This window comes from Microbispora sp. KK1-11 (assembly GCF_006874435.1).
GTDB classification, from domain to species: Bacteria; Actinomycetota; Actinomycetes; order Streptosporangiales; family Streptosporangiaceae; genus Microbispora; species Microbispora catharanthi.
Window position 1 is genome coordinate 75,912 of record NZ_VIRJ01000013.1, and the last position, 26,259, is coordinate 102,170.

Sequence of the window (26,259 nt, forward strand, 5' to 3'; positions counted from 1 at the left end):
ACCATGGTGCCCGCGCGAATTTTGCCGGCGTGGTGCAGGGACTGCATCATGGATGGACGTTCGGGCCGGCGAGGCAATCGGAGCGTGGCGGAAACGCGGCCTTGGGCGACCGAAGGGCGACGATGAAGGCATTTCTGGTTTTCCTGGGCGTCGCCGCGGCGGGTGCGGTGATCGTGGTTCTCCTGCTGTTGCGGAACCCGGCGGGTGGCGGTGTCGACGAGAAGCCCGTCGCCTCCGTTTCCACCGCCGCGGCCTCCGCTTCCCCCGTGGCCCGGAAAAGCGTGCTGCTGGACGCCGAGGGCGCCGTCATCGAGGAGTTCTCCGGCGACTGCACGGACAGCGGATATGCCTACCTCTGCCGGTATGTCAGAGAGCGGATTGTCGCCGAGGACCCGGGACTGCTCACCCGCGACGGTCTGACGATTCAGACGACGATCGACCAGCGGCTCCAGCGGGCGGCGCAACGGGCCGTCGACGCCTACGTCCACCGCGACGACCCGCAGATCGCCACGCAGGTCATGATCACTCCGGGCGAGGGGACCGTCAAGGCCATGGTCACCAGCCGTGATCCCGCCGACGGGCCGGGCCTCCACCAGGGCACGACGGCAATGCCTTACGCCCTGGCCGCCGCGCTCGCCGCCGGTTTCCGGTACGACGACGGGTTCGTGGTCTCGGACGAGTACCGCCCCTCGATCTTCGCTAAGTTCAAGAACTGCGCGGGCCGGCCTGTCGCAGATCCGTACCACAGCATCCACAACCGGAAGAAGGGCGGAGTCCGGCTCGTCACCTTGCGGTCGGGCACCCGGGACGCGGTGAACACCTTCTTCATGCGACTTCAGGAGAAGGTGGGCCTGTGCGAGACCGTCCAGATGGCCCAGCGGCTCGGGCTCAAAAGCTTCGACGGGAAGCCGCTCCAGGAGTTCGAGACCTTCCCCCTGGGCGTTACCGAGGCCGATCCCGTCTCGGTGGCCAACTCGTACGCGAGCCTCGCCGCCCGCGGGCGCTTCTGCGAGCCGAGGGTGATCACGGAGATCCGGGACGGCTCGGGCGCCGCACGTACCTTCCCTGCGCACTGCGCGCAGGTCCTGGACCCGGCGGTCGCCGACGCGGTCACCGGCGTGCTGAAGGACGTTCTGGCCAAGAGCGCGCTCAAGGGCATCGGCCGCGAGGCGGCGGGCATGCCCGGCGACGGCGACATCTTCAGCACCGCCTGGTACGCCGGCTACACCCCCGGCCTGGCCTCGGCCGTCAGCCTCGGCGACTCTCGCAGCACGATCCGCTACCCGTTGATCGACGTCACCATCGGCGGCCGCCGCTACTCACACGTGGACGGCACGTCGGTTCCCGGCCTGATCTGGAAGAAGACGATGACCGAGGCGGTGCGGGGGACGCAGGAGACCCGCTTCACCCGGCCGGACGCCGAGCGCTTCGGCGGCTGCCGCGACGCCTGCCCGAGCTGACCGTCGCCGTCCAGGCTCGCCCCGGTCCGCGCGGCTCCGCTCGGCGCTCACGGCCCGTCGCTGGGCGTTCATCAGCCCGCGCAGGTGTGCCCCGATGCCGAAGAGCCTCGGCCGCCTCCTGTCGCGACAGGAAAAGAGAGGACCCTCACGACTGGTAGGATCCGGCCCATGGAGATTGAGGTCGACAGAATCTAGCCACCGAACTGCCGGTGGCTTTCACCTGTGGGGAGCGTCGCTCCCTCATCGGTGACGACTATTCACTCCCCGCAGGGCCGTCGGTCCGCCGATTCATGGCGTTGACCTTCCTGCGTGAACCTCACCGGCACGTTCGCACCGCACCGACCTCGGTTACGAGTCCGTGCCCGCGAACGCACCTGATGTCGATCTCGCCGTCTCTCCGGCTTCTCTTCGCTCCGACAGCGGGCCCGCCCGTTGTCGCATGTCGGCGGGCTTCCGTTGCCGTGATCGACTCCGTTGCCGCACCGGCACCTGGCCACCCGTACCCGTCGTCGTCGCGCGATGGAAGACAGGCGTGCCGGCCCTCGCATTCCGGTCCCGGCGCCTCATCACCTCGCTGTGAGCACTGATCCCCATCACACCCGTCCGCGGTGACGGGCAGAAAGAAGAGAACCACCAGCGATGTCCACCAAATCCGCCATCACCCTCCGCGACCTGACGTTCGAATGGCCCGACGGCAGCGTCGCGCTCTCCGGCGTCAACGGCACGTTCACGACCGGCCGCACCGGCCTCATCGGCCGCAACGGCGCCGGGAAGTCGACCCTGCTGCGGCTGATCGCCGGAATCCTGACCCCGACAGCCGGCCGGATCGACACGATCGGCGAGGTCGGCTACCTGCCGCAGACGCTCACCCTCCATCAGGAGACGACCATCGCCGGGCTCCTCGGCATCGACGGCGTCCTCGCGGCGATGAAGGCGATCGAGGCCGGCGACGTCGACCAGCGGCACTTCGACACCATCGGCGACGACTGGGACATCGAGGCACGAGCCGACGAGGCGCTGCACCAGATCGGCTTCACCGCCAAGGATCTGGACCGCCGGATCGCCGAGGTCTCCGGCGGGGAGGCGATGCTCATCGCCATCACCGGCCTGCGCATCCGCCGCACTGCGATCACGCTGCTCGACGAGCCCACCAACAACCTTGACCGGCCCACCCGAGCCAAGCTCGCCGAGTTCGTGGACGAATGGCCCGGGACCCTCGTCGTCGTCAGCCACGACCTCGAACTTCTTGAGCACATGGAGAACACCGCCGAGCTCCACGCCGGAAACCTCGACACCTTCGGTGGCCCCTACAGCGCGTGGAAGGAGCACCTGGAGCAGGAGCAGGCCGCCGCCGTTCAGGCCGCCCGTTCGGCCCAGCAGGCGCTCAAGGTCGAAAAACGCCAGCGGGTCGAGGCCGAGACCAAGCTCGCCCGCAGAGAGCGCACCGCCAAGAAGACACAGAAGGACGGAGGCATCCCGAAGATCCTGGCCGGCAACCGCGCCAGCAAGGCGCAGGCATCCGCCGGATCGCTGCGCTCCACCCTCGACGACAAGGTCCAGGCCGCTCAGGCCGCCGTGGACGCCGCCGACGCACGCGTCCGCGAGGACGCGCACATCAACCTCACGCTTCCCGATCCCGACGTACCGCGTGGCCGTCGCCTCGCCGAGCTCCACGACGAAGACCGCACCGTGGTCATCCAGGGACCGGAGCGGGTGGCCCTCGTCGGGCCGAACGGGGCCGGGAAGTCGACGTTGGTCGAGCAGCTCGTCCAGGGCGGAACGCCGGCTCCGGGCCGAGCGCACGGGAGGCTCCTGACCGATCTCATCGGTTACCTGCCCCAGCGCCTCGACGGACTCGATGAAGACGCGAGCGCCATGGCGAACGTGCAGTCGGTCGCTCCCGGCACAACGGCCGGAACGATCCGCAACCAGCTCGCCCGTCTGCTCCTCCGCGGGGACAGCGTCGACCGTCCCGTCAGCACCCTCTCGGGCGGCGAACGCTTCCGGGTCTCGCTCGCGAAACTCCTTCTGGCCGAGCCGCCCGCCCAGCTGTTGATCCTCGACGAACCCACCAACAACCTCGACATCGCGAGCGTCGAGCAACTCGCAGAAGCGCTCGACGCCTACCGCGGAGCCCTCCTCGTCGTCAGCCACGACTTCACGTTCCTCGAACGGATCGGCATCGACACGGTCCTCGAACTCGGCGCGGACGGGCGCATGCGCCAACGTCCCGACCTGAACGTCTGACACCGTGGACTGACACGTAGAGCGCGCACGACCACGGACCGGATGACGCAGGGCAGGGACGGGCGAGCACGTGGCCGCGGATGGTTCCCGGACATGCAGGCCATTCCCCGCGTGCGGGGAGTTCTTCCGCGGCCTTCACCGTCGCCGATGTGGACCACTCTGACGGGGCATCGGCGATACCGGCTCGTCCGGCCCTGGCTGCCCGCGACACCTGGGCACAGCGGACATTTCGGCCACGTCGAGGAGCCCGAGGGCGTTCGACCTCAGCCGCGCATGCTCTCGTCGCTCAGCTCGTTCAGCGGGGTCAGCGTGGCCGAGGCCTCGTCGTGATCCATCCCGGTCGCCTCCAGCAGATCGACGGCGATGGAGCGCAACTGCGCGATGATGACGTTCGCCGAGAAGCCCAGGGTCTTGGGCCGCTCCCGTGCGGCGACGGCGAGCAACGCCTGCCTGGCCAACATCGGTTCGCGCCCAGCCCCCAGTTCGAGCTGGAGCAGCAGCGCCGCCTCCGAGACCTCGCGCAGCAACTCGGCCAGGGCGAGCGGTGGCGGGCTCGCCTCCCCCATCGCCGCGAGTGTGCGGCGGACCAGAACGCGTGCGTTGCGCAGCGCCAGATCCACCGGTAGGGCGACGGTCGTGTACCTGGCCAGTCTGGCCCTGTGATGCCAGCGCAGCGGCGAGATCCTGATGATCTCCTTGCTGTTCTCCAGCGCCGCCGCGAAATCCTCGACCGCGGTCTGGGTCCTGCGTCCGCACTCCAGTGCTTCGGCGGCCAGATCCATATCTCCCTTTTCGATCGCCTCCGCCGTCTGTTCCAGCACGGTGGAGAAGGCGTCGAGCACGCCGGACAGATGTCTGCCCGCGATGGCGAGGGGACTGGCGGGCAGCAGTGCGACCGCGACGATGCCGACGATGCCGCCGGTGAGCGCATCGGCCATCCGGTCCAGCCCGCCGCCGTCCTCGCCCGGCACCAGCATGGCGACCAGCACCGCGGACGACCCGGCCTGCGACACGAACAGCTCGCCGCTGTTCAGTACCCACGCGACGGTCATCGCCAGCGCGATCACGAGCGCCAGCTGCCAGGGGCCCGAGCCGATCCAGGACACCAGCAGGTCGCCGATGCCCACGCCCAGACTGACACCGATCACCAGCTCGGCCACCCTGCGCAGCCGCTGCCCCAGCCCGACGCCCACGCAGATCATCACAGAGATGGGCGCGAAGAGAGGGTGGGCGTGGCCGAGCAGATGAACGGCGACGATCCAGGCCAGCGCGGCGCCCACGGCACACTGCGCGATAGAAGGCCCGATCAGACCGAACGTGCCCAGCCGCTTCCTCACCTGATCACCGAGCCACCTTCGCACTCCTCCACGATCGCGGATCTTTATGACATTGAGATCACATTTGCCCCGAATTCTTCTGATTCGACCCATTCAGTGGAGGCCAGGCATCTCAGGCGGACGTCGTCGCCGACCGATGCGGCGGCGCCACCCGGCTCGCGCCTAACCCGCGTCGACGCGGCGGGCCGTGCTGAACCGGCGTTGGTAGGCGGCGGGGCTGATCGACAGCTTCCTGGCGAAGACCCGTCGCATGCTTTCGTAACTGGGGAACCCGGCGAGGGCCGCGGCCTGCGTCGCGGTGTGTCCTTGATCGAGCAGCGCCCTGGCCATGTCGAATCGGATGTTCTCCACGTAGCGGGCCGGTGTCGTGGACAGCTCGTCGCGGAAAAGTCGGGTGAGGTGCCGGGTGCTCACGTTGAGGTGCTTCGCGAGCTCACCGAGTGAGTGGTCCCCGCAGGGGTTCGCCGTCACCAGGTCCGTGACTTCACGCAGAGCCGACGAGCGGGGCGGCGGTCCTTGCAGCGGTGCCGAGAACTGGGACTGGCCACCCGCACGCTGCATGTACACCACCAAGGCGCGGGCGACGTCGCGTGCGAGGTCGGGCCCGTGGTCCTCTTCGACGAGGGCGAGCGCCAGATCGATGCCGGCCGCCACTCCTGCCGACGTGTACGTGGTGCCGTCACGAACGTAGATCGCGTCGGGCTCGACGCGGCACGCCGGACACCGGGCGGCGAGCTCGTGCGCGACCTTCCAGTGGGTGGTCGCGCGCTTGCCGTCGAGGAGGCCGGCGGCGGCGAGGACGAACGCCCCGGTGCAGATCGACGCGACCCGGCCGGCCGCAGCCGCCGATATCCGCGCGGCGTCCGCCAGGTCGCCGGGGACACGGGCGCGCGGATAGAGATCGGACCCGGCCACCAGCAACGTGTCGAGAGCCGTCTCCGAGGAGACGGCGCCGTCCACCGCGATCCGGACCCCGAGGTTCGACGTGACGTCCGCACCGGTCGGCGACAGCAGCACGATCCGGTAGTCGGCACCGACCCGGTTCGCCTCCTTGAACACCTCCGCGGGACCGGCGACGTCCAGCAACGTCACTCCGTCGTAGACGAGGATCGCGACGCGACGGGGAGCAGCGTCCGCCACCCCGGCCTCACCGGAGCCGGATCCACTCGGCGACCGGCCGTACGCCACCGGCACTGACCGTTGTCGGGCCGGCGACGCGGGAGGCATGGACACGGTTCATTGGTAGCACACCGTCATCGGAGATCACGGGGATCCTCCTGGGTCCTCAACCTGCAGCGGGCGTCGAGGCCACGCGCCGGACCCGGCTACGTGACGTGGTGCCGGGCGCGGTGGAGCACCCGGCTGAGATTTCGTCCTGTCCGGATATAGGTGATTCCTGGCCGGACGAAGGCGGCGCCGCACGCCGATCGACGGGAAGCATTGAAATCGGACACACGATACACAGCCCGACATACTTCCCGGAAGGTCAGGGGTCATGCCAGAGGTCATCGCGGGGTTGGAGATTCCTGAGACAGCGGCGGTCGCCGAAGCGACCAGGCTCGTCCAGGAGACGACCAGCCCCCTCATCTACCACCACTCCCGGCGGGTCTTCTTCTTCGGCCTGATTCACGCGCACAAGCTCGATGTGGAACCGGATCCGGAGCTGCTCTACTTGGCGGCCATGTTCCACGACAGCGGCCTCCTGACTCCCTTCCCCGAGGTCGAGCAGCGCTTCGAAGTGGACGGCGCCGACCATGCGCGCAAGTTCCTCCTCGACCGGGGCTTCTCGACGGCCGCAGCCGAGACCGTCTGGACGGCGATCGCGCTCCACACCACGCCGGGCATCCCTGACCGGATGGCCCCGGAAATCGCGTGCACGCACCTCGGCGTCCTGACCGACGTGATCGGCTTCGGCCTGGACGGACTGGAACACGATCAGCTGAGCGCGATCCTCGCCGTTCACCCACGAGGGGACTTCAAGAACGAGTTCCTGCGAACCTACGTCGACGGGCTCAAGAACCGCCCGGAAACCACGAACGGCACCGTGAACTCCGACGTGCTCGAGCACTTCATCCCCGGCTTCCAGCGCATGAAGACGGTCGAGCTCATCGTCGGCTCACCCTGGCCGAGTTGACCGGACATCACGAGGCCACGCGATGAACGGCGACCGCGAGCGTGCCGTCCCGATCCAGGAACGTTCTTGAAAGGATTCGAGCATGCGAGCGATCACCGTACGAGATCGTGACGCGGACGTCGGCGGCCTCACCCTGACCGACATGCCTTACCCCCACCCCGCGGAGAACGACGTCATCGTGCGCGTGCACGCCGCGGGGTTCACCCCCGGAGAGCTCGACTGGCCGGCAACGTGGTCCGATCGCGCCGGCCGCGACCGGACACCCGGCATCCCCGGGCACGAGCTGTCCGGAGTCGTGGTCGAGCTGGGCTACGGAACGACCGGCCTCAACCGTGGGCCAGCGGGTGTTCGGACCGACCGACTGGACCCGTGACGGATCCCTGGCCGAATACACCACCGTGGAGGCTCGCAACCTCGCCCCCCTCGCGGCCGGCATCGACCACACCGTGGCCGCCGCGCGGCTCGTGCTCGGGCCGATGCAGGCCGACCCCGCCCGCCCTGAACGGCAGACGGGGTTTCGCACACCGAGCCGCTACGTGAGGAGCCGGCGGGCCGTAACCATGCGCTGGATCCGGTCGGTGCCCTCGCAGATCCGGGTGTTCTGCGACGTGCTCTTGGCCCACCTGGGCCGACTGCGCCGCTCCCTCCCGGGAACCATCAACGCCGATGCCCTGGCAAGACCAGCAGGGTGATCGAATTAGCCGGGTACGTCGCAGTGACCCGGCCCTGGTGCACCATGAGATCGTCACCGCGCACGATCGAGTCGAGATCGGCCGGGCTGTAGGTGAACCGCTGCGCCCTGGCGTTGCCGTGCAGTCCGGCGATCGACAACGGTGAGGTCAGCTCACCGCCGGTCTTGTTGATGACCATCAGGGTCAACGCCTTGTCGCGCGAGCGCTGCGCCCCGTACACCGCCAGCTGCCCTTGATCGCTGCTGGCCGCCGACACGCTCACGTCGCCGAACCGGCTCCCCGCGCCGTCATAGTTGCGGTACATCCGGAACGCGTAGGCGCCGGGCTGCGTCGGCTGAGGTTCGCCCCAGATGGTCGCGAGGTCGAGACCCTCACGCCCGAAGATGCCGAGAACGTCGGCCTGCGCCAGGGCGCCGTTGATGTCGTCCAGCGCGCCCCAGTTGTACTCGGTGATCGCGGTCTTCGTGCCGGGGTAGTACTGCGCGACCCACTCCTTCATCTTGCGGATGAACTGCAGCGGCGGCGCGTTCACGCCCGTGGGGCCGATCCAGGACTCCTCGACGTACGTCGGGTCCCACAGCGAACGCGTGGACCGCAGCCGCCACGCGTTGGACTCGGGGTCCTTCCCGCCGTTGATCTGGGGGTAGTAGTGCTGGTCGAAGTAGTTGAGCATGCGCTTGCCGCCGTGCGCGTCGCTGTAGTCCTTCATGTTCTTCAGGAACCACTGCGACAGGTTGAGCCCGCCGTGCGCGGCCGCGTCGGCGCCCGGCGCACATCCGTCCACCCCGGACGCGACCCACTCGCAGTATCCCCATCCGGACGGGCCGAGCACCGCCGCGCTCGGGTCCGCGGCCTTGATGGCCGCGGCGGTCGCGGTGCTCTTGCTGCCCAGCTCGTCGTACGAGACCGCCTCGGGGTGCACGTCGCGATGCGTGGAGTTCCACAACACCGGCTCGTTGTCGAGCTCGTAGATCGACACGCCGCCGCGCGCCGCCGTACCGAACTGGCTCACGAGATGCGACACCATCTCGCCGTCGAACGAGGCGTCCACCGGGATCGAGGTGTCCTCAGGCACCGCCCCGGTGAGGTTCGCGTTGTTGAGCCTGCCGTTGCCGCAGCCGGCGTCCCACTGGTCGAATCCGTCCTGAGCGGGGAACCGGCTGGCCGGGAATCCGCAGGCGAACGGGTGCTGGGCGGGCGAGTCCTTGGCCACCCACCCGCTCATCGGCACGGTGACGACCTGTTTGCTGCCGCGGTCCTGGTTGGTCTTGACGAACGCCTCGACCGTGTTGTCGGGCCCGGCGACGATGTTCTCGAAGTACCAGTCGCTTCCCGTGTTGTAGGTGTGGTTCTTGAAGTTGTAACGCGTGGTCGCGTTGCCGCCCCAGCGCGCCACCGGCAGGCCGATCTCGGCGGCGAACGCCGGGTCGGCGCCGTTCATGCCGTAGATGTCCGGACTGATCGGGTGCCGGGCGGCGGACAGGTCCACCGACAACGTAGGACCCGCTGCCGCCGCAGCCGGGTCCAGGGCCGCCTGGGTGGTCAATGTCCCCGCCACGAAGGACACCGCTACGCCGAGCGTCGTGGCCGATCGCAGCTTCCGCCGCCGTTGAGCACCCATCATCGACGCTCCCGTCAATCGATCCGTCGGTCAACAACCGAGGAGCCTGACCGGACGCTTCACCCGAGTCAAGGCGCCGCAGTCGCGCGGAGGCGGGCGGCCAGGCGGAACCGAAGAAACTTGGCCCCCCTGACTTGGTGCGTCTCCAGGTCAAGCATTGGCCGCCCCGTGACGACCCGGCCGCGGTTCAGGAGGACAACCTGAAAGTTCCACACACAGCCCACGAATGCGGCCACGCCGACAGATCGAGAAGCCGGGCGCCGACCACGTCCACGCGCTGCCGAAGAACGACCGGGAACGCGTCGTGCCGCTCCTTCAGTGGGCCGCTGAGGCGACCACAACCGGAACCCGGTCCGCAAAGCACCAACGGACCGGGTTCTCCCACGTCAAGGACTACTTGAGGAGCTGGCGGGCCATGACCATGCGCTGGATCTGGTTGGTGCCCTCGTAAATCTGGGTGATCTTGGCGTCGCGCATCATGCGCTCGACCGGGAAGTCCCGCGTGTAGCCGTACCCGCCCAGCAGCTGGACGGCGTCGACGGTGATCTCCATGGCGGCGTCGGATGCGGCGCACTTGGCGGCGCTGGAGAAGAACGTGAGGTCCTTGACCGGGGTGCCGTTCATGGCCAGCTCCGACTTGGCGGCGGCGGCGTAGGTGAGCTGGCGGGCGGCCTCCAGCTTCATCGCCATGTCGGCGAGCATGAACTGCAGGCCCTGGAAGTCGGCGATCGGCTTGCCGAACTGCTTGCGCTCCTTGACGTAGCCGAGCGCGTAGTCGAGCGCGCCCTGGGCGATGCCGAGCGCCTGCGCGGCGATCGTGATGCGGGTGTGGTCGAGCGTGGCCAGGGCGGTCTTGAACCCGGTGCCCGGCTCGCCGATCATCCGCGAGGCCGGGATGCGGACGTTCTCCAGGATGACCTGACGGGTGGGCGAGCCCTTGATGCCGAGCTTCTTCTCCTTGGCCCCGAACGAGACGCCCTCGTCGTCCTTCTCCACCACGAACGCCGAGATGCCGCGGGCGCCGGCCGAGGGGTCGGTCACGGCCATGACGGTGTAGTACTCCGAGACGCCCGCGTTGGTAATCCACATCTTGGTGCCGTTGAGCACGTAGTGGTCGCCGTCGCGCTCGGCCCTGGTCTTCATCGCGGCGGCGTCGGAGCCGGCCTCCGGCTCCGACAGGGCGTAGGAGAACATGGCCTCCCCGCGCGCGACCGGCGTCAGGTAGCGCTGCTTGAGCTCCTCGGACGCCGACAGCAGCAGCGGCACGGTGCCCAGCTTGTTGACGGCCGGGATCAGCGAGGACGAGGCGCACGCGCGGGCGACCTCCTCGATGACGATCACGGTCGCGAGCGCGTCGGCGCCCGCCCCGCCGTACGCCTCGGGGATGTGGACGGCGTGCAGATCGGCCGCGACGAGGTCCTTGTAGACCTCCCAGGGGAACTCCTCGTTCTCATCGGCCGCCGCGGCACGCGGGGCGATCTTCTCGTCGGCGAGGGCCCGGACCGTCTCGCGGAGCATCTCGTGCTCCTCAGCGGGGGCGTAGAGAGGGAAGCTCATAGCGCCGATACTAGGACGTCCGACTAGAAAGTTACCAGTCAGTACGACCCCGTCCTTGACACGACACCCTGACAGGGGCGAGGAAGTGGCCGCCTGGCGTCGACCGGGCACGTCCGGAGCCGTACCGTGGGGCCAAAGGCGCCGGTTTGCCCAGGTGGCTCACAGGGCAGTTGACTGGGCCGGTACCATGCCAGATCACAAAGAGTCGGTAAGAGGGGAGCATGCCGTGCCGTACCGCCTCACTGTGCTGGGGACCGGATACCTGGGTGCTACGCACGCGGCGTGCATGGCCGAACTGGGCTTCGAAGTGCTCGGTCTGGACGTGGATCAGAGCAAGATCGAACGACTGCAGCGCGGCGAGCTGCCGATTCACGAGCCCGGCCTGCAGGAGCTCCTCCGCCGCAACCTCGACTCGGGCAGGCTGCGTTTCACCACCTCCTACGAGGAGGCGGCGCAGTTCGGCGACGTCCACTTCATCTGTGTGGGCACGCCCCAGAAGAAGGGCGAGCAGGCCGCCGACGTCTCCTTCCTCGACGCGGTCGTCGAGTCGCTGGCCCCCCACCTCGACCGCGAGTGCCTGGTCGTGGGCAAGTCCACGGTGCCGGTCGGCACCGCCGAGCGCCTCGCGGACAAGCTCGTACGGCTCGCGCCCGCCGGGATGCAGGTCGAGCTGGCCTGGAACCCCGAGTTCCTGCGTGAGGGCTTCGCCGTGCAGGACACGCTCCGTCCCGACCGGATCGTGCTCGGGGTCGCCTCCGAGCGGGCCGAGAAGGTCCTGCGGGACGTCTACGCGCCCCTGGGCGAGGTGCCGATCGTGGTGACCGACTTCCCCACGGCCGAGCTGGTGAAGTCGGCCGCGAACGCGTTCCTGGCCACGAAGATCTCGTTCATCAACGCCATGGCCGAGGTCTGCGAGGCCGCCGGCGGCGACGTCACCCAGTTGTCGCAGGCGCTGTCGTACGACGAGCGGATCGGCGGCAGATACCTCAACGCCGGGCTCGGCTTCGGCGGCGGCTGCCTGCCCAAGGACATCAGGGCGTTCACGGCCAGGGCCGACGAGCTCGGCGCCCACCAGGCGCTCGCCTTCCTCCGCGAGGTCGACGAGATCAACCTGCGCCGCCGCGCCCGGACGGTCGACCTCACCCGCGACCTCCTGGGCGGGGCGTTCGACGGCCGCAGGGTCGCGGTGCTGGGAGCGGCGTTCAAACCCAACTCCGACGACATCCGCGACTCGCCGGCGCTCGACGTGGCCGTGAAGATCGCCGAGCTGGGCGGGCAGGTCACGGTCTACGACCCGGCCGCCCTGTCGAACGCGCGGGCGGCCCACCCCCATCTCGGGTACGCCGGGTCGGCCCTGGAGGCCGCTCAGGGGGCCGAGGTCGTGCTGTTGCTCACCGAGTGGCAGGAGTTCGTCGCCCTCGACCCCGAGGAGCTTGGCGCGGTCGTCACCGCCCGCACCATCGTCGACGGCCGCAACGCGCTCGACGCGGACACCTGGCGCGAAGCCGGCTGGGACTACCGCGCCCTCGGCCGCCCCTGATCTCCCCGCCGGCCCCGCCGGCCGTTCTCGTCCGGGTACGGCCGGAGCGGCCGAGGAGCGCCGTCACCCTGTCCTGAGACGGACGAGGGGCAGGAAGACGTCGTCGACGATCTCGGCGATGACCTCCTCGGAGACCGGCCGCCCGGTCATCAGGAGTTCGTGACGGATCAGGTCGACCGGCAGGTCCGCCAGCCGCGCGGTGATGCGCCGAGGGTCGATCTCCCCGCGCGCGGCGGCGCGGTCGAGGACCTGCTCCATAAGGCGGGGTCCCCCGCGTTCCGCCAGGAGCCGCTCCCGCAGGTCGGCCAAGGTGGAGTCGGTCTCCGCGAAGTATTCGCTCATCTGCATGCTCATCACCACCGCCAACTCGACGCGCCGCTCCGACAGCCAGCGCAGCAGGGCCACGAGATCGTCGCGGAGAGATCCGGTGTCGGGCGCCGTGAACGGGTTCTTCCGGCCGTAGTGACTGATCGCGGCTATCGCCAAATCCGCCCGGCTGGTCCAGCGCCGGTGGACGACCGGCCGGCTGGTCTGGGCACGCGCGGCCACGCCCTCGAACGTGAAGCCGCCATAGCCGAGGCTCACCAGCTCGTCCCAGGCGGCGTCCAGCAACGCCTCCTCCAGCTCGGCCCCGCGCCGCCGGCTTGCGGTCTTCTCTGGCACGACTCCCCCTCAAGATACACGAGCGCATCTTATTGACGGTGCGATGCCCGGCGGATTAGATACACAAGTGCATCTAATCACTGTCCGGAGGTCAACGTGAGCACTCTGCGGCCGCCCGCCGCCCGGGACCACCTCGACCCGGGATTCGTCCGGCTCTCGCTCGTCATGATGACCGGCGCCCTCGCCGTCGTCTTCGACACGACGATCGTCAACATCGCACTGGAGACCTTGGGGCGGCAACTGCGCGTGCCGGTCTCGACCGTCCAGTGGATCACCACGGGCTACCTGCTCGCCCTCGGCATGGCGGTGCCGACGACGAACTGGCTGACCGGCCGTTTCGGCGGCAAGAACGTCTGGCTGTCCGCGCTGGCGCTCTTCCTGGCCGGATCCGTCGGCGCGAGCCTCGCCCCGGACGCGGCGACGCTGATCGCCTTCCGGGTGGTGCAGGGCGCGGGCGGCGGTCTCATGCTGCCCGTCATGCAGACGCTCCTGGTCCAGGCAGCGAACGGGCGTTCACTCGGCCGCGCCACCGCTGTCATCGCGCTGCCCGCCCTGTTGGGTCCGGTGCTCGGCCCTGTCGTCGGCGGCCTGATCGTCCAGCACCTCACGTGGCGCTGGATCTTCTGGGTCAACGTGCCGTTCTGCCTGGCCGGGCTCGCGCTGGCCTGGCGGTTCATGCCCTCGGGGGAACGCGACCGCGGCGCGGCGCTCGACTGGGTCGGCCTCGCCCTGCTGTGCCCCGGCATCGCCGGGATCATCTTCGGGCTCTCCCGGGTCGGCGCAGGCGGCGGCTTCGGCCACGCCGGGGTGCTCCTGCCGCTCGTCGCGGGCGCCGCGCTCGTCGCCTGCTTCGCCGTACGAGCACTCAGGACGGACGGCACCCCGCTCGTCGACGTGCGACTGCTGCGGAGCTCCTCGTTCAGCGCGGCGAGCGCGCTGATGTTCCTGTCGGGCTTCGTCCTGTACGGCGCGATGCTGCTGATCCCGCTCTATTTCCAGCAGGTGGGCGGCAGGGACGCGCTCACGGCCGGCCTCCTGCTCGCCCCGCAGGGCATCGGCGTGCTGCTGAGCAGGGGACCGGCCGGCACGCTCACCGACCGCCTGGGCGCGCGCCCGATCACCGCCGCGGGCCTGACGGTCACGGCACTCGGGACGCTGCCGTTCGCCTGGGCCGGACCTGGCACCGGGACGTGGTGGCTCATCGCCGCGCTGGTCGTGCGCGGCATCGGCCTCGGCGCCGTGACGATTCCCATCATGACCAGCGCGTACGAGGGACTCGCTCGTGACCGGGTGCCGCACGCCAGCGTGATCACGAGGACCACGCAGCAGATCGGCGGCTCGTTCGGCACCGCCGTGCTGGCCGTGGTCCTCGACAGCGAGCTCGCCCGTCATCCCGGCGGGCGGCCGGACACCGCGGCGGCCTTCGGCCACACGTTCTGGTGGTCCGTCGGCTTCACCGTGCTCGCGCTGGCCGTGTCGGCGTGGCTGCCCTCCCGGCTCACCCGCCGCGCGACGGGCCGCTGACCGCCGGGCCTGCTTTCCGAGCCGGGCCTACTGACCGAGCTGGGCCGCCTCGGCGCGCAGGCGCTCGCCCTTGGCGTGCGCCTGGTCCCGCAGGGTGACCTGGAACTCCTCCATCCGCCGGCGCAGCCCCTCGTCCGACGCCGCCAGGATCCGTACGGCGAGCAGCCCCGCGTTGCGGGCCCCGCCGACGGCGACGGTCGCCACGGGCACCCCGGCCGGCATCTGGACGATCGACAACAGCGAGTCCATGCCGTCCAGATACTTCAGCGGCACCGGGACGCCGATCACGGGCAGCGGGGTGACCGAGGCCAGCATGCCCGGCAGGTGGGCCGCGCCGCCCGCACCCGCGATGATCACCTTCAGCCCGCGCCCGGCGGCGCGGGAGCCGTACTCGATCATCTCCGCGGGCATGCGGTGCGCCGACACCACGTCGGCCTCGAAGGACACGCCGAACTCCGCGACCGCCTCGGCGGCCTGCCGCATCACCGGCCAGTCCGAGTCGCTCCCCATGACGATCCCGACGTCAGGCATCCACAGGTCCTCTCAGGCAGGTGACGGCGTGGTGAGCACGGGCCCGCACCTCGTCGAGGTCGGTGCCGAGTGCGGTGACGTGCCCGATCTTGCGGCCGGGCCGGACGTCCTTGCCGTAGAAGTGAATCCTGATGCCCGGGTCGTTGGCCATCACGTGCTCATACCGGGAGTACACGTCGGGGTCGGGCCCGCCGAGCAGGTTGGCCATGACGACGACCGGCGCGGTCATCGACGGCGACCCGAGCGGCAGGTTGAGCACGGCCCGCAGGTGCTGCTCGAACTGCGAGGTGCGGGCGCCCTCGATCGTCCAGTGGCCGCTGTTGTGCGGGCGCATGGCCAGCTCGTTGACCACGAACCCGGACTTGGTGACGAACATCTCGACCGCGAGGAGCCCGGTCACGCCGAGGTCGCGGGCGATCGTGAGCGCGACACGCTGGGCGTCCGCCGCCTCCTCCTCGCCCAGGCCGGGCGCGGGAGCGATGACCTCGACGCAGATGCCGTCCTTCTGCACGGTCTCGACCACGGGATAGCTGACGCCCTGGCCGTGCGGGGAGCGGGCCACCAGCACGGCGACCTCCCGCTCGAACGGGACGAACGCCTCGGCCAGCAGGGCCACTCCGGCGCCGAGCACCTCGCGCGCCTCGTCGGGGGTCTCGCAGACCCACACGCCCCGGCCGTCGTAGCCGCCGCGCACGGCCTTCAGCACGACCGGCCAGCCGTGCTCCTCGGCGAACGTCTCCACACCGGCCAGGTCCTCGACGCGGGCCCAGGCCGGGCAGGGCGCGCCGATCGCGGTGAGCCGCTCCCGCATGACCGCCTTGTCCTGCGCGTGGACCAGGGCGTCCGCCCCGGGGTGCACGGCGTGACCGTCGGCGGCCAGGGCCCGGATGTGCTCGGTCGGCACGTGCTCGTGGTCGAAGGTGACGGCGTCGCACCCCTTCGCGAACTCCCGGAGATCGGCGAGGTCGCGGTAGTCGCCGAGCCGGGTGTCCACGATCACCTTGGCGGCGCTCTCGTCACGGGTGTTCGCGAGCACGCGCAGGTCGATGCCGAGCGCGATCGCGGCCTGCTGCGTCATCCTCGCCAGCTGGCCCGCGCCGACCATGCCCACCACGGGCGCGGTCACGGGCGTGGGAGGGGGAACGTTCGGGCTGTTCACGACACGTCAGCCTACCTATTGCGCGCGAAGAACCGTCAGTCGGAGCCCTCGGCGAGGTCGGCGAGGACCCGGCGCATGCCGACCGTCGTCATCCTGCTGTCCTTCGCCACCCTGGTGGCCAGCACCAGGATCTCGCTGCCGGTGACGGTCGTGGCCGCGCCGCCCGTGAAGGCGCGTACGTCGGCGGCTCGATAGCGGGGATGCGCGAGGGAGTGACGGCCCGAGCCCGGCCTCTGGGTGAAGACGACGCGCAGCGCGTGGAACACCAGCGACCCGCCTCCGGGCAGCGCGAGCGCGCGGGCCGGTCCCTCGATGCGGACGTCGGTGGACAGGTGATCGGGACGGACCCTGCCGGAGGCGCGGACCAGTTCCGCGAGAAGGCGGCGCATGGGATCGCCGGAGGCGAAGCGCACGCCGCTGACCCCGTCCCCGTTCACTCCGCCGGGATCGGTCAGGAACGCGACGTGCCGGGTGGGCGCGAGCCGCGCCCCGACGGCCGCGTCCGGGTCGGCCGCGGCGTCGATCGCCTCGCCGTCCCCGCCGCCCTCCACCTCGGGCGCCTTGCCGACGAGCGGGATCGGCCCGGCGCCGAGCCGCCATCGGCCGTCCGCCCGCACGAAGACGAAGTAGGCCGGCTCGGGCTTGCGGGCCAGCACGGCGAACCAGGCGCCGTCCTCGCCGTCCTGCCGGGCGGGCAGCAGGAACTCCGGATCCCGATAGGCCCGGAAGGCGGGCGCCGGGCGGCCCTCGCGGGCGGCCGCGCAGACACGGCTCCCGACGGTGCTCTCCACACCGGTCGTGAGCTGCTCGATCTCGGCGCAGTCCCGGTCCTTCCAGGCACCGGACAGGTCGCCGAGGCCGTCGAAGGCCGCCTGCGCGTCGGCCGTGGTGATCTCGACCGTCGCCGGGGACGTGGCGCCCGGCTCGGCCGGGGTCTCGCGCAGGCCCTCGGTCCCACACCCCGCGAGCAGGACGAGGCCGAGACCGAGGGCCGTGAGTCTGCGCAACACGAGAAAGGCCACCCCTCCAGAACGCGTGCGTCCCCGACCGAAGTGATCCTGGTCGGGCGAGAGCGTAGTGCGAAGAGGGCCCACTCATCCCAGATAGCAGTATTTTTCTTGAAATGTTCTTTGATGACCTGGGACGAAGCGGGCGAAGGTTGCGGCAAGACCCCGATTTGTGCGTGCTACCGGTAGCCTGAGAAGACTTCGCCGCCGACCATGGCCGCCGATCAGGAAGGACCGTGCGGGACGTGCAGTTGCTACGACGTGCCTACGAGCGGTTCGCCGCGCTCATCCACGAGTTGATCAAGTTTGGCCTGGTGGGCGCGATCGCGTTCGTCATCGACTTCGGCGGCACGAACGTGCTGCGGTTCGGCGTCGGCATGGGCCCGCTGTTCTCGAAGGTCGTGGCCACGATCGTCGCCGCCACGTTCGCGTACCTGGGAAACCGCTTCTGGACCTACCGTCATCGGGAGCAGAGCGGCCTGGCGCGTGAGTACGTCCTGTTCTTCGTGCTGAACGGCTTCGGGTTGCTGCCCCCGCTGCTCCTCATCGGCTTCGTGACCTACTCGCTGGGCCTGCACGACGCGGTGAGCTACAACATCGCCCAGTTCGTCGGCGTGGGGCTCGGCACCCTGTTCCGGCTGTGGTCGTACAAGAAGTGGGTGTTCCTCGCGGCCCCTGAGCTGGCCGAGGAGCCCACCGTGGGAGCCGCTGCGGGGACCGCAGAGGGAGCCGTCGAGAGGGTCGGCGCGCGGCCTCACTCCGACGTGAAGGCACAGCCCGACCCCCTCACCACCAGCTGACCCCTCCGCCGAGCCGTCAGGCGGGGCCGCTCACCACGCGGTGACGGCCGCTGTCGCGGGTGTGACGTAAGAAGATGGCGAAGGTCGCCGGGCGGCGCTTGACCAGCTCCAGCCGCCCGCCGTCGGCCGCCACCAGGGCGCGGGCGAGGGTGAGCCCGAGGCCCGTGCCGCCTCCCCCGCTCACGCTACGCTCGAACACCCGGTGGCCGAGGGCCTCCGGGATGCCCGGGCCCTCGTCGGCCACCTCGATCACCACAGACCTGCCCGTACTCGATGTGTTGATCGTCAGCACGCCGTCGCCGTGCTTGAGTGAGTTCTCCAACAGGGTGGACAGCACCTGGCTGAGCCCGCCGGTCGTGCCGAGCGCGCTGAGGCCCCGGTCTCCTGCGAGCACCAGCGACCGGTGGGCCCGGCGGAACGCCGGCTCCCACTCGGTGATCTGCTGCCCCACCACGTCGTCCACGTCGACCGGCTCCGCCTGCGCGTGACGCTGGCGGCGGGCGGCGGCCAGCAGTTCGTCGATCACGGCGGTCAGCCGCTCGACCTGCACGACCGCGGCCTCGCCCTCCTCCCGGACCACCTCGGGCTGGTCGGCCGCCGCGACGATCTCCTCCAGGCGCATGCTCAGCCCGGTCAGCGGCGTACGCAGCTGATGGGAGGCGTCGGTCGCGAACTCGCGCTCCCGCGCGAGCAGGTCGGAGATCCGCAGCGCGCTGCGGTCCAGCACCTCGGCCACGAGATCCAGCTCAGGGATCCCGTAGCGGTGCCTGCTCGGCCTCGCGTCGCCCGAGCCCAGCCGCTCGGCGATCCTGGTGAGATCTTGGAGCGGCAGGCTCAGGCGACGCGAGGTGACGGTGGCCAGCCCGATCGCGGCCCCGAGGGCCACGACGGCGAGCGCGATGATGAGCACCAGCCGCGCCTGGGTGTCCTGATGGATCTGGGCCGCGTCGCGGCTGACGCGTACGTAACCGTTCTCGGAGCGCGCCTCCTCGGTCAGATCACGGCCGGCCGGCGGAGGCGAGCCCACGACGATCGGCGGTTTCCCGCGGACGAACACCTGGAGGTATCGGTCCGGGTAGTTCCGCGCGAGCTGGTCCGGACTGATCCCCTGCCCCTGGCTGAGGGAGTACTCCACTCCCAGCAGCAGCCGGCTCGCGTCCGTTCTGAGCTCCTGGGCGACCTCGTCGCTGATCAAGCGCACGACGACCACACCCAGGGGCACGCCTAACAGCAGTACCGCGATGACCGCGACGAGCAGCATGGAGGAAAGCAGGCGCCGGCGCACGTGCTAGCCCCTCCCCCGCAACCGCCCCACGACGGCTACTCGCGCTCGAAACGGAAGCCGACCCCTCGGACGGTCGTGATGTAGCGCGGCTTGGCCGCGTCGTCGCCGAGCTTGCGGCGCAGCCACGAGATGTGCATGTCCAGTGTCTTCGTCGACCCCCACCAGTTCGTGTCCCACACCTCGCGCATGATCTGCTCGCGGGTGACGACCTTGCCCGCGTCCCGTACGAGCACGCGCAGCAAATCGAACTCCTTGGTGGTCAGGTGCAGTTCCTTGTCTCCCATCCAGGCCCGGCGGGAGTCGGCGTCGATGCGGACGCCTTGCACCACCGGGGTCTCCGATGTTCCGCGCCGGAGCAGTGCCCGCACGCGGGCGAGCAGTTCTGCGAGGCGGAACGGCTTGGTGACGTAGTCGTCGGCCCCGGCATCGAGACCGACGACGGTGTCGACTTCGTCGACACGGGCGGTGAGGATCAGGACCGGAGTCCCGTGTCCCTCCGCGCGAATGCGGCGAGCGACCTCCAGCCCGTCCATCTCTGGAAGGCCGAGGTCGAGAACAATCAGGTCGACGCCCCCCGACAAGGCCCTCTCCAGGGCCTGCGGGCCATCGGGGCTCACCTCCACCTGATAGCCCTCCCGGCGCAGGGCTCGCGCCAGCGGCTCGGAAATCGAGGTGTCATCCTCGGCGAGAAGTACGCAGGTCATGGTGCGATCGTAGGACCTTGTGCGATCGTTTCCCGGCTACAGCGCGCCTTTTGACTTGTCGTTGACTCATCAATTGACCTGGGCAAACACTGATAAATCCGGGATAGTCAGCACGCAAGCGACGTGATCTTCCGCCTTAATTTCGACCATTCCGAACTTCGTCGCTGGAAAGTGGATAATGGCACGAAAAACGCCCGCCGAAACGATGACGACGGGCGTTGTCCATCTGATTTCCCGCGTCGCCGGGAGCGACGGCCGGGAGAGCGCCGGCTCAGGAGGGCGACGGCGGCTCCGCGTACCGCTGGAGGTACAGCTGCTCGCCCAGGCTCTCCAGGAGGCCCAGCTCGGTCTCCAGGTAGTCGATGTGGTGCTCCTCGTCGGCCAGGATGCGCTCGAAGAGCGTGGCCGAGGTGATGTCCCCCCGCTCCCGCATGAGGGCGATGCCGGGCCGCAGGCGCTTGACCACGCCCAGCTCCAGCTCCAGGTCGGCCTGAAGCTGCTCCCTGACGGTCTGGCCGATGTGCAGGGTGTTCAGCTTCTGATAGTTCGGCAGACCCTCCAGGAACAGGATCCGGTCGGTGAGTTCCTCCGCGTGCCGCATCTCGTCGATGGACTCCGCCCGCGTGATGGCGGCGAGCTTCGTATATCCCCAGTTCTCCTGCAGCTTGGCGTGCAGGAAGTACTGGTTGATGGCGGTCAGCTCGGAGGTGAGCTGCTCGTTGAGCAGCGCGATGATCTCTTTGTCGCCCTGCATAAGCTTCCTCGATCTATGCGCTGGTGACCAGGTCCTCTGACCGTTTCAGGATCGCACAGATCTTCCGGACGCAGGACGCGCAGTCCCCCCCTGCACCGGTGGCGTCCCGCACCTGGCGGGCCGTCCTCGCCCCCTCGGCGATGCAGTCGTGCACCTCGCTCTCGGTGACAGCGCGGCAGATGCAGACGTACATGGGTCGCCTCTCAGGGATCATGAGGAAGGTTAGGCATACCTAAGATAACCCACTTTGGTAAGGCTTGCCTATGTGATCCAAGGCACAGAAAGAGAAGGGGCGGCACTCCGCGATGGAAGCGCCACCCCTCGTGTGAGCGTCAGAGCACCACGACCGACCTCAGCACCTCCCCGCGGTGCATCTTGCCGAACGCCTCCTCGACCTGGTCGAGGCCGATGGTCTCGGAGACGAACCCGTCGAGGTCGAGCCGTCCCTGCAGGTAGAGGTCGATCAGCATGGGGAAGTCACGGCTGGGCAGGCAGTCGCCGTACCAGGAGGACTTGAGCGCGCCGCCGCGGCCGAAGACGTCGAGCAGCGGCAGTTCCAGCTGCATCTCCGGCGTCGGCACGCCGACGAGCACGACGGTCCCGGCCAGGTCGCGGGCGTAGAAGGCCTGCTTGTACGTCTCGGGACGGCCCACCGCCTCGATCACGACGTCGGCGCCGAACCCGCCGGTCAGCTCGCGGACGGCCTCCACCGGGTCGGTATCGCGCGAGTTGACGGTGTGCGTGGCGCCGAAGCCCCGGGCCCAGTCGAGCTTGCGGTCGTCCACGTCGACCGCGACGATCGTCCGGGCTCCGGCGAGGTGCGCGCCCGCGATGGCGGCGTTGCCCACGCCGCCGCAGCCGATCACCGCGACCGTGTCGCCCCGGGTCACGCCGCCGGTGTTGATCGCGGCCCCGAGGCCCGCCATCACGCCGCAGCCGAGCAGGCCGGCGACGGCGGGCTTGGCCGCCGGGTTGACCTTCGTGCACTGCCCGGCCGCGACCAGGGTCTTCTCCAGGAAGGCCCCGATGCCGAGCGCGGGGCTGAGCACGGTGCCGTCGGCCAGGGTCATCTTCTGCGCCGCGTTGTGGGTGTTGAAGCAGTACCACGGCCGGCCCCGCAGGCACGCGCGGCACTGCCCGCACACCGCCCGCCAGTTGAGGATCACGTAGTCGCCGGGCTCGACCTCGGTCACGCCCTCGCCGACCGCCTCGACGACGCCCGCGGCCTCGTGGCCCAGCAGGAACGGGAACTCGTCGTTGATGCCGCCCTCCCGGTAGTGGAGGTCGGTGTGGCAGACCCCGCAGGCCTGCACGTTCACGACCGCCTCGCCCGGCCCCGGGTCCGGCACGACGACCGTCTCCAGCGTCACCGCCTCTCCCTTGCCGCGCGCCACCACGCCCTGGACTTCGTACGGCATGTCCTGCACCTCAACTTTCTCGGCTGGATCTCCTCAGAACATACGGCTCCACCACGCCGAGCCCACGGGCGGGACGGCGGCGGAGTTTGACCAGGTCGACGCCGGGCGCCCCGGCGAGGCCCGCGGCCAGCTCGCTGTCGGCCAGGATCGTGCCGGGCCTGGCGATGGCCGTCAGCCGGGCCGCCAGGTTGACGGTCGTGCCGAAGACGTCGCCCATCGCCGGGAGCACCGGGCCGTACGCCAGCCCGACCCGCACGTCGGGCCCCTCGGCGTCCCGTTTGAGCTCGTCGAGCAGGTCGAGCGCGATGAGGGCCGCGGTCCTCGGGTCGGCGGCGGTGAAGAGCACCTCGTCGCCGAGCGTCTTGACCAGCCGGCCGTCGTGGGCGGCGATCACGTCGGAGGCCCGCGACTCGAACCCCTCGACCAGATCGGCCAGCGCCAGCTCGTCCAGCTCCCGGGACACGCGGGTGAAGGCGACGAGGTCGGCGAACCCGACCCCGAGCCTCGGCCGGGTCGGCGAGACGTCCTCGCCGGGCTCGGCGAGGGAGACCAGCCGGCTCGCGGTCGCGGCGAGCTGGGAGCGCCAGACGTGCACCAGCGTCTGCTCGAAGTCCGGCAGCAGGCGGCTGACCGTGTCCATCACCTGCCGCAGCGCGTCCTCCCCCGCCCGCGCGCCGGGCTCGATCAACGCGTCGACCATGATCTCGGCCTGCCACTGGGCGAGCCGCGCGGTCGTACGGCCGAGGGCCCTGGCCATGCGGATGACGGTCCGCTCGTCGAGCCTCTCCGTGTCGAGCAGGTCGCGGATGCGGTGCAGGGCCGCCAGGTCGGCCTCGGTGAACGCCACGGCGTCGTCGGCGAACGTGGCGAAGCCGAGGGCCCGCCAGATTCGCGCCGCCAGGTCCTGCGGGATGCCTGCCGCCTCGGCGACCTGCCTCCGGGTGTAGGCCGGCGCCGGCCCCAGGAACAGCCGCCGCATGTCGTCGGCGCCGGGCCGCCCGCTACTGTCCACGTCCCCCTCCCCCGCACGGCGCGTGGGGCGCGCCGCGTTCATTCCCCGTCGATGTTCCCGTCCGCGGCGTCCTCCACCAGCCGGAACAGCTCGTGCCGTACCCGCTGGATCTGGGGGATGTCGCGGTAGTCGATGTCGCCCTTCTCCGACGCCGACTCGACCCGGAGCGTGCCGCATCCCAGGATGCGCTCCACGAGCCGCTGGTCGGAGCTCACGCTGCTCACCTTGGCCAGCGGGATGTCGTCCTCCGACTTGTTCAGCACTCCCGTGCTGATCGCGAAGCGGTGCGAGGTCAGCGTGTAGGACGTCGTCACCCAGCGCAGATAGGGGATGATCGTCCACAGGACCAGCGCCACGAAGGCGACCACGGCCACCGCGCCGCGGGCGTACCCCGCGTACTCGTAGTCGCCGGGGATGAAGACGAAGGCCGCGACGGCGGCGGCCAGCACGACGATGAGGGCGAGGACCGGAAGGATCAGCCGCTTCCAGTGCGGATGGAACGATAGAACGACCCGCTCGCCGTCGGCCAGGTATTGATCGGGAAGACCCATGGCGCAAATCGTGACACGATCGCCGGTGGATTGCATGCGTTCGCTCAGCCCGCGGCGCCGTTCTCCCGGGACGTGTCGCGGCGGACGTGGACGACGTCGCCCGCGCTGAGCGTGTGCTCTCCGTCCTCGGCGCGTACGAGCAGGTGGCCGGACGCGTCGACGCCGGTCGCCAGGCCGGTCAGCACCCGCTCGCCGGGCAGTTCGATCCTGACCTCCTGCCCCACGGTGGACGACCGGGCGAGGTAGGCGGCACGCAGGCCCGAGGCGTCCGCGTCGCCGTCGGCGGCCTTCCACTCGCGGTAGTGCGACTCGACCTCGCGCAGGATCGCGCGCAGCAGCGGGTCGCGGTCGGTGCAGGCGGCGTTCTCGACGGCGAGGGACGTGGCCCGTTCGACGGGCAGTTCCTCCGGCCGCAGCGAGACGTTGAGCCCCATGCCGACGATCACCATGCGGTCCACCCGCTCGGCCAGGATCCCGGCGAGCTTGCGCTCCCCCACCATGAGGTCGTTGGGCCACTTGAGCCGCACGTCGACCTCCGCGACCCGCCGTACGGCCGAGGCGGCGGCGAGACCGACCAGCAGCGCCAGCCAGCCCTGCCGGGCGAGCGGCACCTCCGGCCGCAGCAGCATCGAGAACGTCAGCCCCGAGCGCGGCGGCGCGGTCCACGGGCGCCCGAGCCTGCCCCGGCCGGCGAACTGCGACTCCGCGACCAGCACGGCGCCCTCTGCCGGGCTCTCGCGCACGGTCCTGGCCAGGTCGGCGTTGGTGGACCCGGTCCGCTCGACGACGCGTACGGACGACCACAGCGAGCCTGGGCGCACCAGCGCCCTGGTCAGCGCGGTCTCGGACAGCGGGGGCCGGTCGAGATCGGCGTACGGCGAGTCGGGCACGCACCCAGGCTATCGGCCCCCGGGACGGCCCCCGCCGGATTCGTCCACCGGCAGGTTGTGCGATCTGCCCGTCGCCGCGATCGTCGCGCCGCTCTCGGGGCCGTCGTCATCGGGCGTCCCGCGTCCCCGCCGGGGTCCGCCACCAGGGACCGCCGCGCTCGTCGGCCAGGCGCAGCGCCTCGGCGGCGACCTGCTCGGGCGGGATGTCGAGGCAGTCGAGGGCGAAGGGGCAGGCGAACTGGCGGCAGGGCGAGCACGCGGTGGGCACCGTGAGGATCGACGCCGGGCCGAACCGCGGCCGATACTGCTCCACCTGCTCGGTGCCGGCGAACAGCACGACCACGGGCGTGCCGAGCGCGCTGGCCAGGTGGGCCCCGCCGCTGTTGTTGCACACGACCACGTCGACGGCGTCGACGAGCGCCGCCAGGACCGGTACGTCGAACCGGCCCGGCAGCAGGACCGCGCCGGGCACACCGGCGCCGGTGGCCTCGACGAGAGGCGCCTCCCTGGCCGTGCCCGCCACGAGGACCCGTAGCCCGGCGGCCGTGAGCAGCCCGGCCACCCGGGCGAACCGGTCGGCGGGGTAGCGCCGGGCGGAGCAGGAGGCCCCGGGGAGGATCAGCGCGCACGGCCGCCTTCCGCGACCGTCCGCGCGACCGTCCGTGTGGCCGTCCCCGCGGCCGTCCACTCCGGGTCCGCCGTCTAGCAGGCGGCGGGCCGCAAGGGCCGCCTCGGCGGGCACGCGCACGCGCAGCCTGCCCTCGACCGGAGGGACGCCCGCCCGTTCGAGCATGTGCAGCGCGCGATCCACCTGGTGGGTCTCGTCCGGCGGCGAGGGCACCCAGTGGGTCAGCCCCGCTCCGCCGAACTCCTTGGACATGCCGACCCGTACGGGCACCCCGGCGAGCCGGCAGAGGTACGCGGCCGGCCAGGGCGCCTGGGAGAACGAGGTCAGGATCACCGCCGCCTCGTAGCCGCCCCACCCGATCCGCTCGACGAGATCCAGGTCGTCGGTGACCGGGACGTCCTCCCCGCCCGTCTTCTGCCACGACACCGAGGCGGTGAGCACGCCGTCCACCTCCGGGAGCAGCGCGGCCGCGGCGGCGCCCGCGGGGGCGGCCAGGAGGTCGAGCCGGGCGCGGGGAGCGGCCCGCCGCAGCGCCCGCAGCGCCGGGCCCGCCATCACGACGTCGCCGAGGTTGTCGGGTCGGATCACGAGCACGCGGGCGAGCCCCCGCCACGGGACCGGTGGGCCTGCGAGCGCCGCGGGATGCTCCATCTCCTGCGCGTACCCCTCGAAAACGGCACATAAGACCCCATAAGTGCATGGTTTGCCCTGAAAGCCCCTCGGGCACCTCCCCGGCAGCGACGCC

25 protein-coding genes are annotated in these 26,259 nt (G+C 70.4%); 8 read left to right on the top strand and 17 right to left on the bottom strand.

Features of this window, described 5'->3' with window-relative positions; translation table 11 throughout:
* The first annotated feature begins 122 nt into the window (after positions 1–122).
* Positions 123–1,460 carry a hypothetical protein gene (locus FLW16_RS19900; RefSeq protein ID WP_142561608.1) on the top strand — a complete coding sequence of 446 codons (1,338 nt, stop codon included), beginning with the start codon at positions 123–125 and terminating at the stop codon, positions 1,458–1,460.
* 639 nt (positions 1,461–2,099) lie between these two features.
* On the top strand, positions 2,100–3,707 hold the full coding sequence (locus FLW16_RS19905; RefSeq protein ID WP_142561609.1) for an ABC-F family ATP-binding cassette domain-containing protein: 1,608 nt from the start codon (positions 2,100–2,102) through the stop codon (positions 3,705–3,707).
* Positions 3,708–3,970: 263 nt separating this feature from the next.
* Here FLW16_RS19905 and FLW16_RS19910 read toward each other — a convergent pair whose 3' ends face one another.
* A complete protein-coding gene (locus FLW16_RS19910; protein WP_260615406.1) occupies positions 3,971–5,044 on the bottom strand; it encodes an aromatic acid exporter family protein in 1,074 nt (357 codons plus the stop codon).
* 162 nt (positions 5,045–5,206) lie between these two features.
* Positions 5,207–6,184 carry a GlxA family transcriptional regulator gene (locus FLW16_RS19915; RefSeq protein ID WP_185949505.1) on the bottom strand — a complete coding sequence of 326 codons (978 nt, stop codon included), beginning with the start codon at positions 6,182–6,184 and terminating at the stop codon, positions 5,207–5,209.
* Positions 6,185–6,539: 355 nt separating this feature from the next.
* Between FLW16_RS19915 and FLW16_RS19920 the strand changes: the two genes are divergently transcribed.
* The 3 genes from FLW16_RS19920 to FLW16_RS44545 all read left to right on the top strand — a co-directional run bounded on the left by FLW16_RS19920 (position 6,540) and on the right by FLW16_RS44545 (position 7,870).
* Positions 6,540–7,178, top strand: coding sequence for an HD domain-containing protein (locus FLW16_RS19920; RefSeq protein ID WP_142561611.1), 639 nt, complete (start codon positions 6,540–6,542; stop codon positions 7,176–7,178).
* 82 nt (positions 7,179–7,260) lie between these two features.
* Positions 7,261–7,551 carry an alcohol dehydrogenase catalytic domain-containing protein gene (locus tag FLW16_RS19925; protein WP_221891171.1) on the top strand — a complete coding sequence of 97 codons (291 nt, stop codon included), beginning with the start codon at positions 7,261–7,263 and terminating at the stop codon, positions 7,549–7,551.
* Positions 7,523–7,870, top strand: a complete 348-nt coding sequence (locus FLW16_RS44545; RefSeq protein WP_221891172.1) for a hypothetical protein — start codon at positions 7,523–7,525, stop codon at positions 7,868–7,870. The genes FLW16_RS19925 and FLW16_RS44545 overlap by 29 nt, the downstream gene beginning before the upstream one ends.
* On the opposite strand, the gene FLW16_RS19930 is transcribed toward FLW16_RS44545, so the two are convergent.
* The gene (locus tag FLW16_RS19930) at positions 7,836–9,428 is read right to left on the bottom strand and encodes a glycoside hydrolase family 44 protein (protein WP_221891173.1); all 1,593 of its coding nucleotides are present in this window, start codon (positions 9,426–9,428) and stop codon (positions 7,836–7,838) included. The two genes, FLW16_RS44545 and FLW16_RS19930, sit on opposite strands and share 35 nt — an antisense overlap.
* Before the next feature lie 456 nt (positions 9,429–9,884).
* Positions 9,885–11,048, bottom strand: a complete 1,164-nt coding sequence (locus tag FLW16_RS19935) for an acyl-CoA dehydrogenase family protein (protein ID WP_142561612.1) — start codon at positions 11,046–11,048, stop codon at positions 9,885–9,887.
* Between the two features lie 226 nt (positions 11,049–11,274).
* Between FLW16_RS19935 and FLW16_RS19940 the strand changes: the two genes are divergently transcribed.
* A complete protein-coding gene (locus FLW16_RS19940) occupies positions 11,275–12,588 on the top strand; it encodes a UDP-glucose/GDP-mannose dehydrogenase family protein (protein WP_142561613.1) in 1,314 nt (437 codons plus the stop codon).
* Between the two features lie 63 nt (positions 12,589–12,651).
* Here the strand turns inward: FLW16_RS19940 and FLW16_RS19945 are convergent, their stop codons facing one another.
* On the bottom strand, positions 12,652–13,251 hold the full coding sequence (locus tag FLW16_RS19945; protein WP_142561614.1) for a TetR/AcrR family transcriptional regulator: 600 nt from the start codon (positions 13,249–13,251) through the stop codon (positions 12,652–12,654).
* A gap of 96 nt (positions 13,252–13,347) precedes the next feature.
* Here FLW16_RS19945 and FLW16_RS19950 point away from each other — a divergent pair, with 96 nt between their 5' ends.
* A complete protein-coding gene (locus tag FLW16_RS19950; protein ID WP_221891175.1) occupies positions 13,348–14,775 on the top strand; it encodes an MDR family MFS transporter in 1,428 nt (475 codons plus the stop codon).
* Between the two features lie 27 nt (positions 14,776–14,802).
* On the opposite strand, the gene purE is transcribed toward FLW16_RS19950, so the two are convergent.
* The 3 genes from purE to FLW16_RS19965 are packed head-to-tail and all read right to left on the bottom strand — an operon-like array spanning position 14,803 to position 17,475.
* The gene (gene purE, locus FLW16_RS19955) at positions 14,803–15,306 is read right to left on the bottom strand and encodes a 5-(carboxyamino)imidazole ribonucleotide mutase (RefSeq protein ID WP_142561615.1); all 504 of its coding nucleotides are present in this window, start codon (positions 15,304–15,306) and stop codon (positions 14,803–14,805) included.
* On the bottom strand, positions 15,299–16,465 hold the full coding sequence (locus tag FLW16_RS19960; RefSeq protein WP_142561616.1) for a 5-(carboxyamino)imidazole ribonucleotide synthase: 1,167 nt from the start codon (positions 16,463–16,465) through the stop codon (positions 15,299–15,301). The genes purE and FLW16_RS19960 overlap by 8 nt, the downstream gene beginning before the upstream one ends.
* Positions 16,466–16,500: 35 nt before the next feature.
* Positions 16,501–17,475 (bottom strand): hypothetical protein, encoded by a 975-nt coding sequence (locus tag FLW16_RS19965; protein ID WP_142561617.1) that lies wholly within the window; start codon positions 17,473–17,475, stop codon positions 16,501–16,503.
* Between the two features lie 233 nt (positions 17,476–17,708).
* On the opposite strand from FLW16_RS19965, the gene FLW16_RS19970 reads away from it, so the two are divergent.
* On the top strand, positions 17,709–18,272 hold the full coding sequence (locus FLW16_RS19970; protein ID WP_260615407.1) for a GtrA family protein: 564 nt from the start codon (positions 17,709–17,711) through the stop codon (positions 18,270–18,272).
* A 16-nt stretch (positions 18,273–18,288) separates the two neighbouring features.
* Here the strand turns inward: FLW16_RS19970 and FLW16_RS19975 are convergent, their stop codons facing one another.
* The 9 genes from FLW16_RS19975 to FLW16_RS20015 form a co-directional block, all read right to left on the bottom strand.
* Positions 18,289–19,557 (bottom strand): HAMP domain-containing histidine kinase, encoded by a 1,269-nt coding sequence (locus tag FLW16_RS19975; RefSeq protein WP_185949506.1) that lies wholly within the window; start codon positions 19,555–19,557, stop codon positions 18,289–18,291.
* A 35-nt stretch (positions 19,558–19,592) separates the two neighbouring features.
* Positions 19,593–20,261 carry a response regulator transcription factor gene (locus FLW16_RS19980; protein WP_030451323.1) on the bottom strand — a complete coding sequence of 223 codons (669 nt, stop codon included), beginning with the start codon at positions 20,259–20,261 and terminating at the stop codon, positions 19,593–19,595.
* Positions 20,262–20,532: 271 nt separating this feature from the next.
* Positions 20,533–21,015 (bottom strand): bacterioferritin, encoded by a 483-nt coding sequence (gene bfr / locus FLW16_RS19985; protein WP_142561618.1) that lies wholly within the window; start codon positions 21,013–21,015, stop codon positions 20,533–20,535.
* A gap of 13 nt (positions 21,016–21,028) precedes the next feature.
* The gene (locus FLW16_RS19990; protein WP_306291692.1) at positions 21,029–21,229 is read right to left on the bottom strand and encodes a bacterioferritin-associated ferredoxin; all 201 of its coding nucleotides are present in this window, start codon (positions 21,227–21,229) and stop codon (positions 21,029–21,031) included.
* 118 nt (positions 21,230–21,347) lie between these two features.
* Positions 21,348–22,433, bottom strand: a complete 1,086-nt coding sequence (locus FLW16_RS19995; protein WP_142561619.1) for an S-(hydroxymethyl)mycothiol dehydrogenase — start codon at positions 22,431–22,433, stop codon at positions 21,348–21,350.
* A 10-nt stretch (positions 22,434–22,443) separates the two neighbouring features.
* Positions 22,444–23,445 (bottom strand): adenylate/guanylate cyclase domain-containing protein, encoded by a 1,002-nt coding sequence (locus tag FLW16_RS20000; RefSeq protein ID WP_260615408.1) that lies wholly within the window; start codon positions 23,443–23,445, stop codon positions 22,444–22,446.
* A 38-nt stretch (positions 23,446–23,483) separates the two neighbouring features.
* Positions 23,484–23,996, bottom strand: a complete 513-nt coding sequence (locus tag FLW16_RS20005; RefSeq protein WP_142561620.1) for a PH domain-containing protein — start codon at positions 23,994–23,996, stop codon at positions 23,484–23,486.
* Positions 23,997–24,040: 44 nt separating this feature from the next.
* Complete coding sequence (locus FLW16_RS20010) at positions 24,041–24,886, bottom strand: biotin--[acetyl-CoA-carboxylase] ligase (RefSeq protein ID WP_142561621.1); 846 nt, start codon at positions 24,884–24,886, stop codon at positions 24,041–24,043.
* Between the two features lie 106 nt (positions 24,887–24,992).
* Positions 24,993–26,165 carry a glycosyltransferase family 9 protein gene (locus FLW16_RS20015; protein ID WP_142561622.1) on the bottom strand — a complete coding sequence of 391 codons (1,173 nt, stop codon included), beginning with the start codon at positions 26,163–26,165 and terminating at the stop codon, positions 24,993–24,995.
* Positions 26,166–26,259 lie beyond the last annotated feature (94 nt).

Coding starts and splice junctions, on each gene's coding strand:
- FLW16_RS19900 (WP_142561608.1), top strand. CDS start 123: ATGAAGGCATTTCTGGTTTTCCTGGGCGTCGCCGCGGCGGGTGCGGTG.
- FLW16_RS19905 (WP_142561609.1), top strand. CDS start 2,100: ATGTCCACCAAATCCGCCATCACCCTCCGCGACCTGACGTTCGAATGG.
- FLW16_RS19920 (WP_142561611.1), top strand. CDS start 6,540: ATGCCAGAGGTCATCGCGGGGTTGGAGATTCCTGAGACAGCGGCGGTC.
- FLW16_RS19925 (WP_221891171.1), top strand. CDS start 7,261: ATGCGAGCGATCACCGTACGAGATCGTGACGCGGACGTCGGCGGCCTC.
- FLW16_RS19935 (WP_142561612.1), bottom strand. CDS start 11,048: ATGAGCTTCCCTCTCTACGCCCCCGCTGAGGAGCACGAGATGCTCCGC.
- purE (WP_142561615.1), bottom strand. CDS start 15,306: ATGCCTGACGTCGGGATCGTCATGGGGAGCGACTCGGACTGGCCGGTG.
- FLW16_RS19980 (WP_030451323.1), bottom strand. CDS start 20,261: ATGACCTGCGTACTTCTCGCCGAGGATGACACCTCGATTTCCGAGCCG.
- bfr (WP_142561618.1), bottom strand. CDS start 21,015: ATGCAGGGCGACAAAGAGATCATCGCGCTGCTCAACGAGCAGCTCACC.
- FLW16_RS19990 (WP_306291692.1), bottom strand. CDS start 21,229: ATGATCCCTGAGAGGCGACCCATGTACGTCTGCATCTGCCGCGCTGTC.
- FLW16_RS19995 (WP_142561619.1), bottom strand. CDS start 22,433: ATGCCGTACGAAGTCCAGGGCGTGGTGGCGCGCGGCAAGGGAGAGGCG.
- FLW16_RS20005 (WP_142561620.1), bottom strand. CDS start 23,996: ATGGGTCTTCCCGATCAATACCTGGCCGACGGCGAGCGGGTCGTTCTA.
- FLW16_RS20015 (WP_142561622.1), bottom strand. CDS start 26,165: ATGGAGCATCCCGCGGCGCTCGCAGGCCCACCGGTCCCGTGGCGGGGG.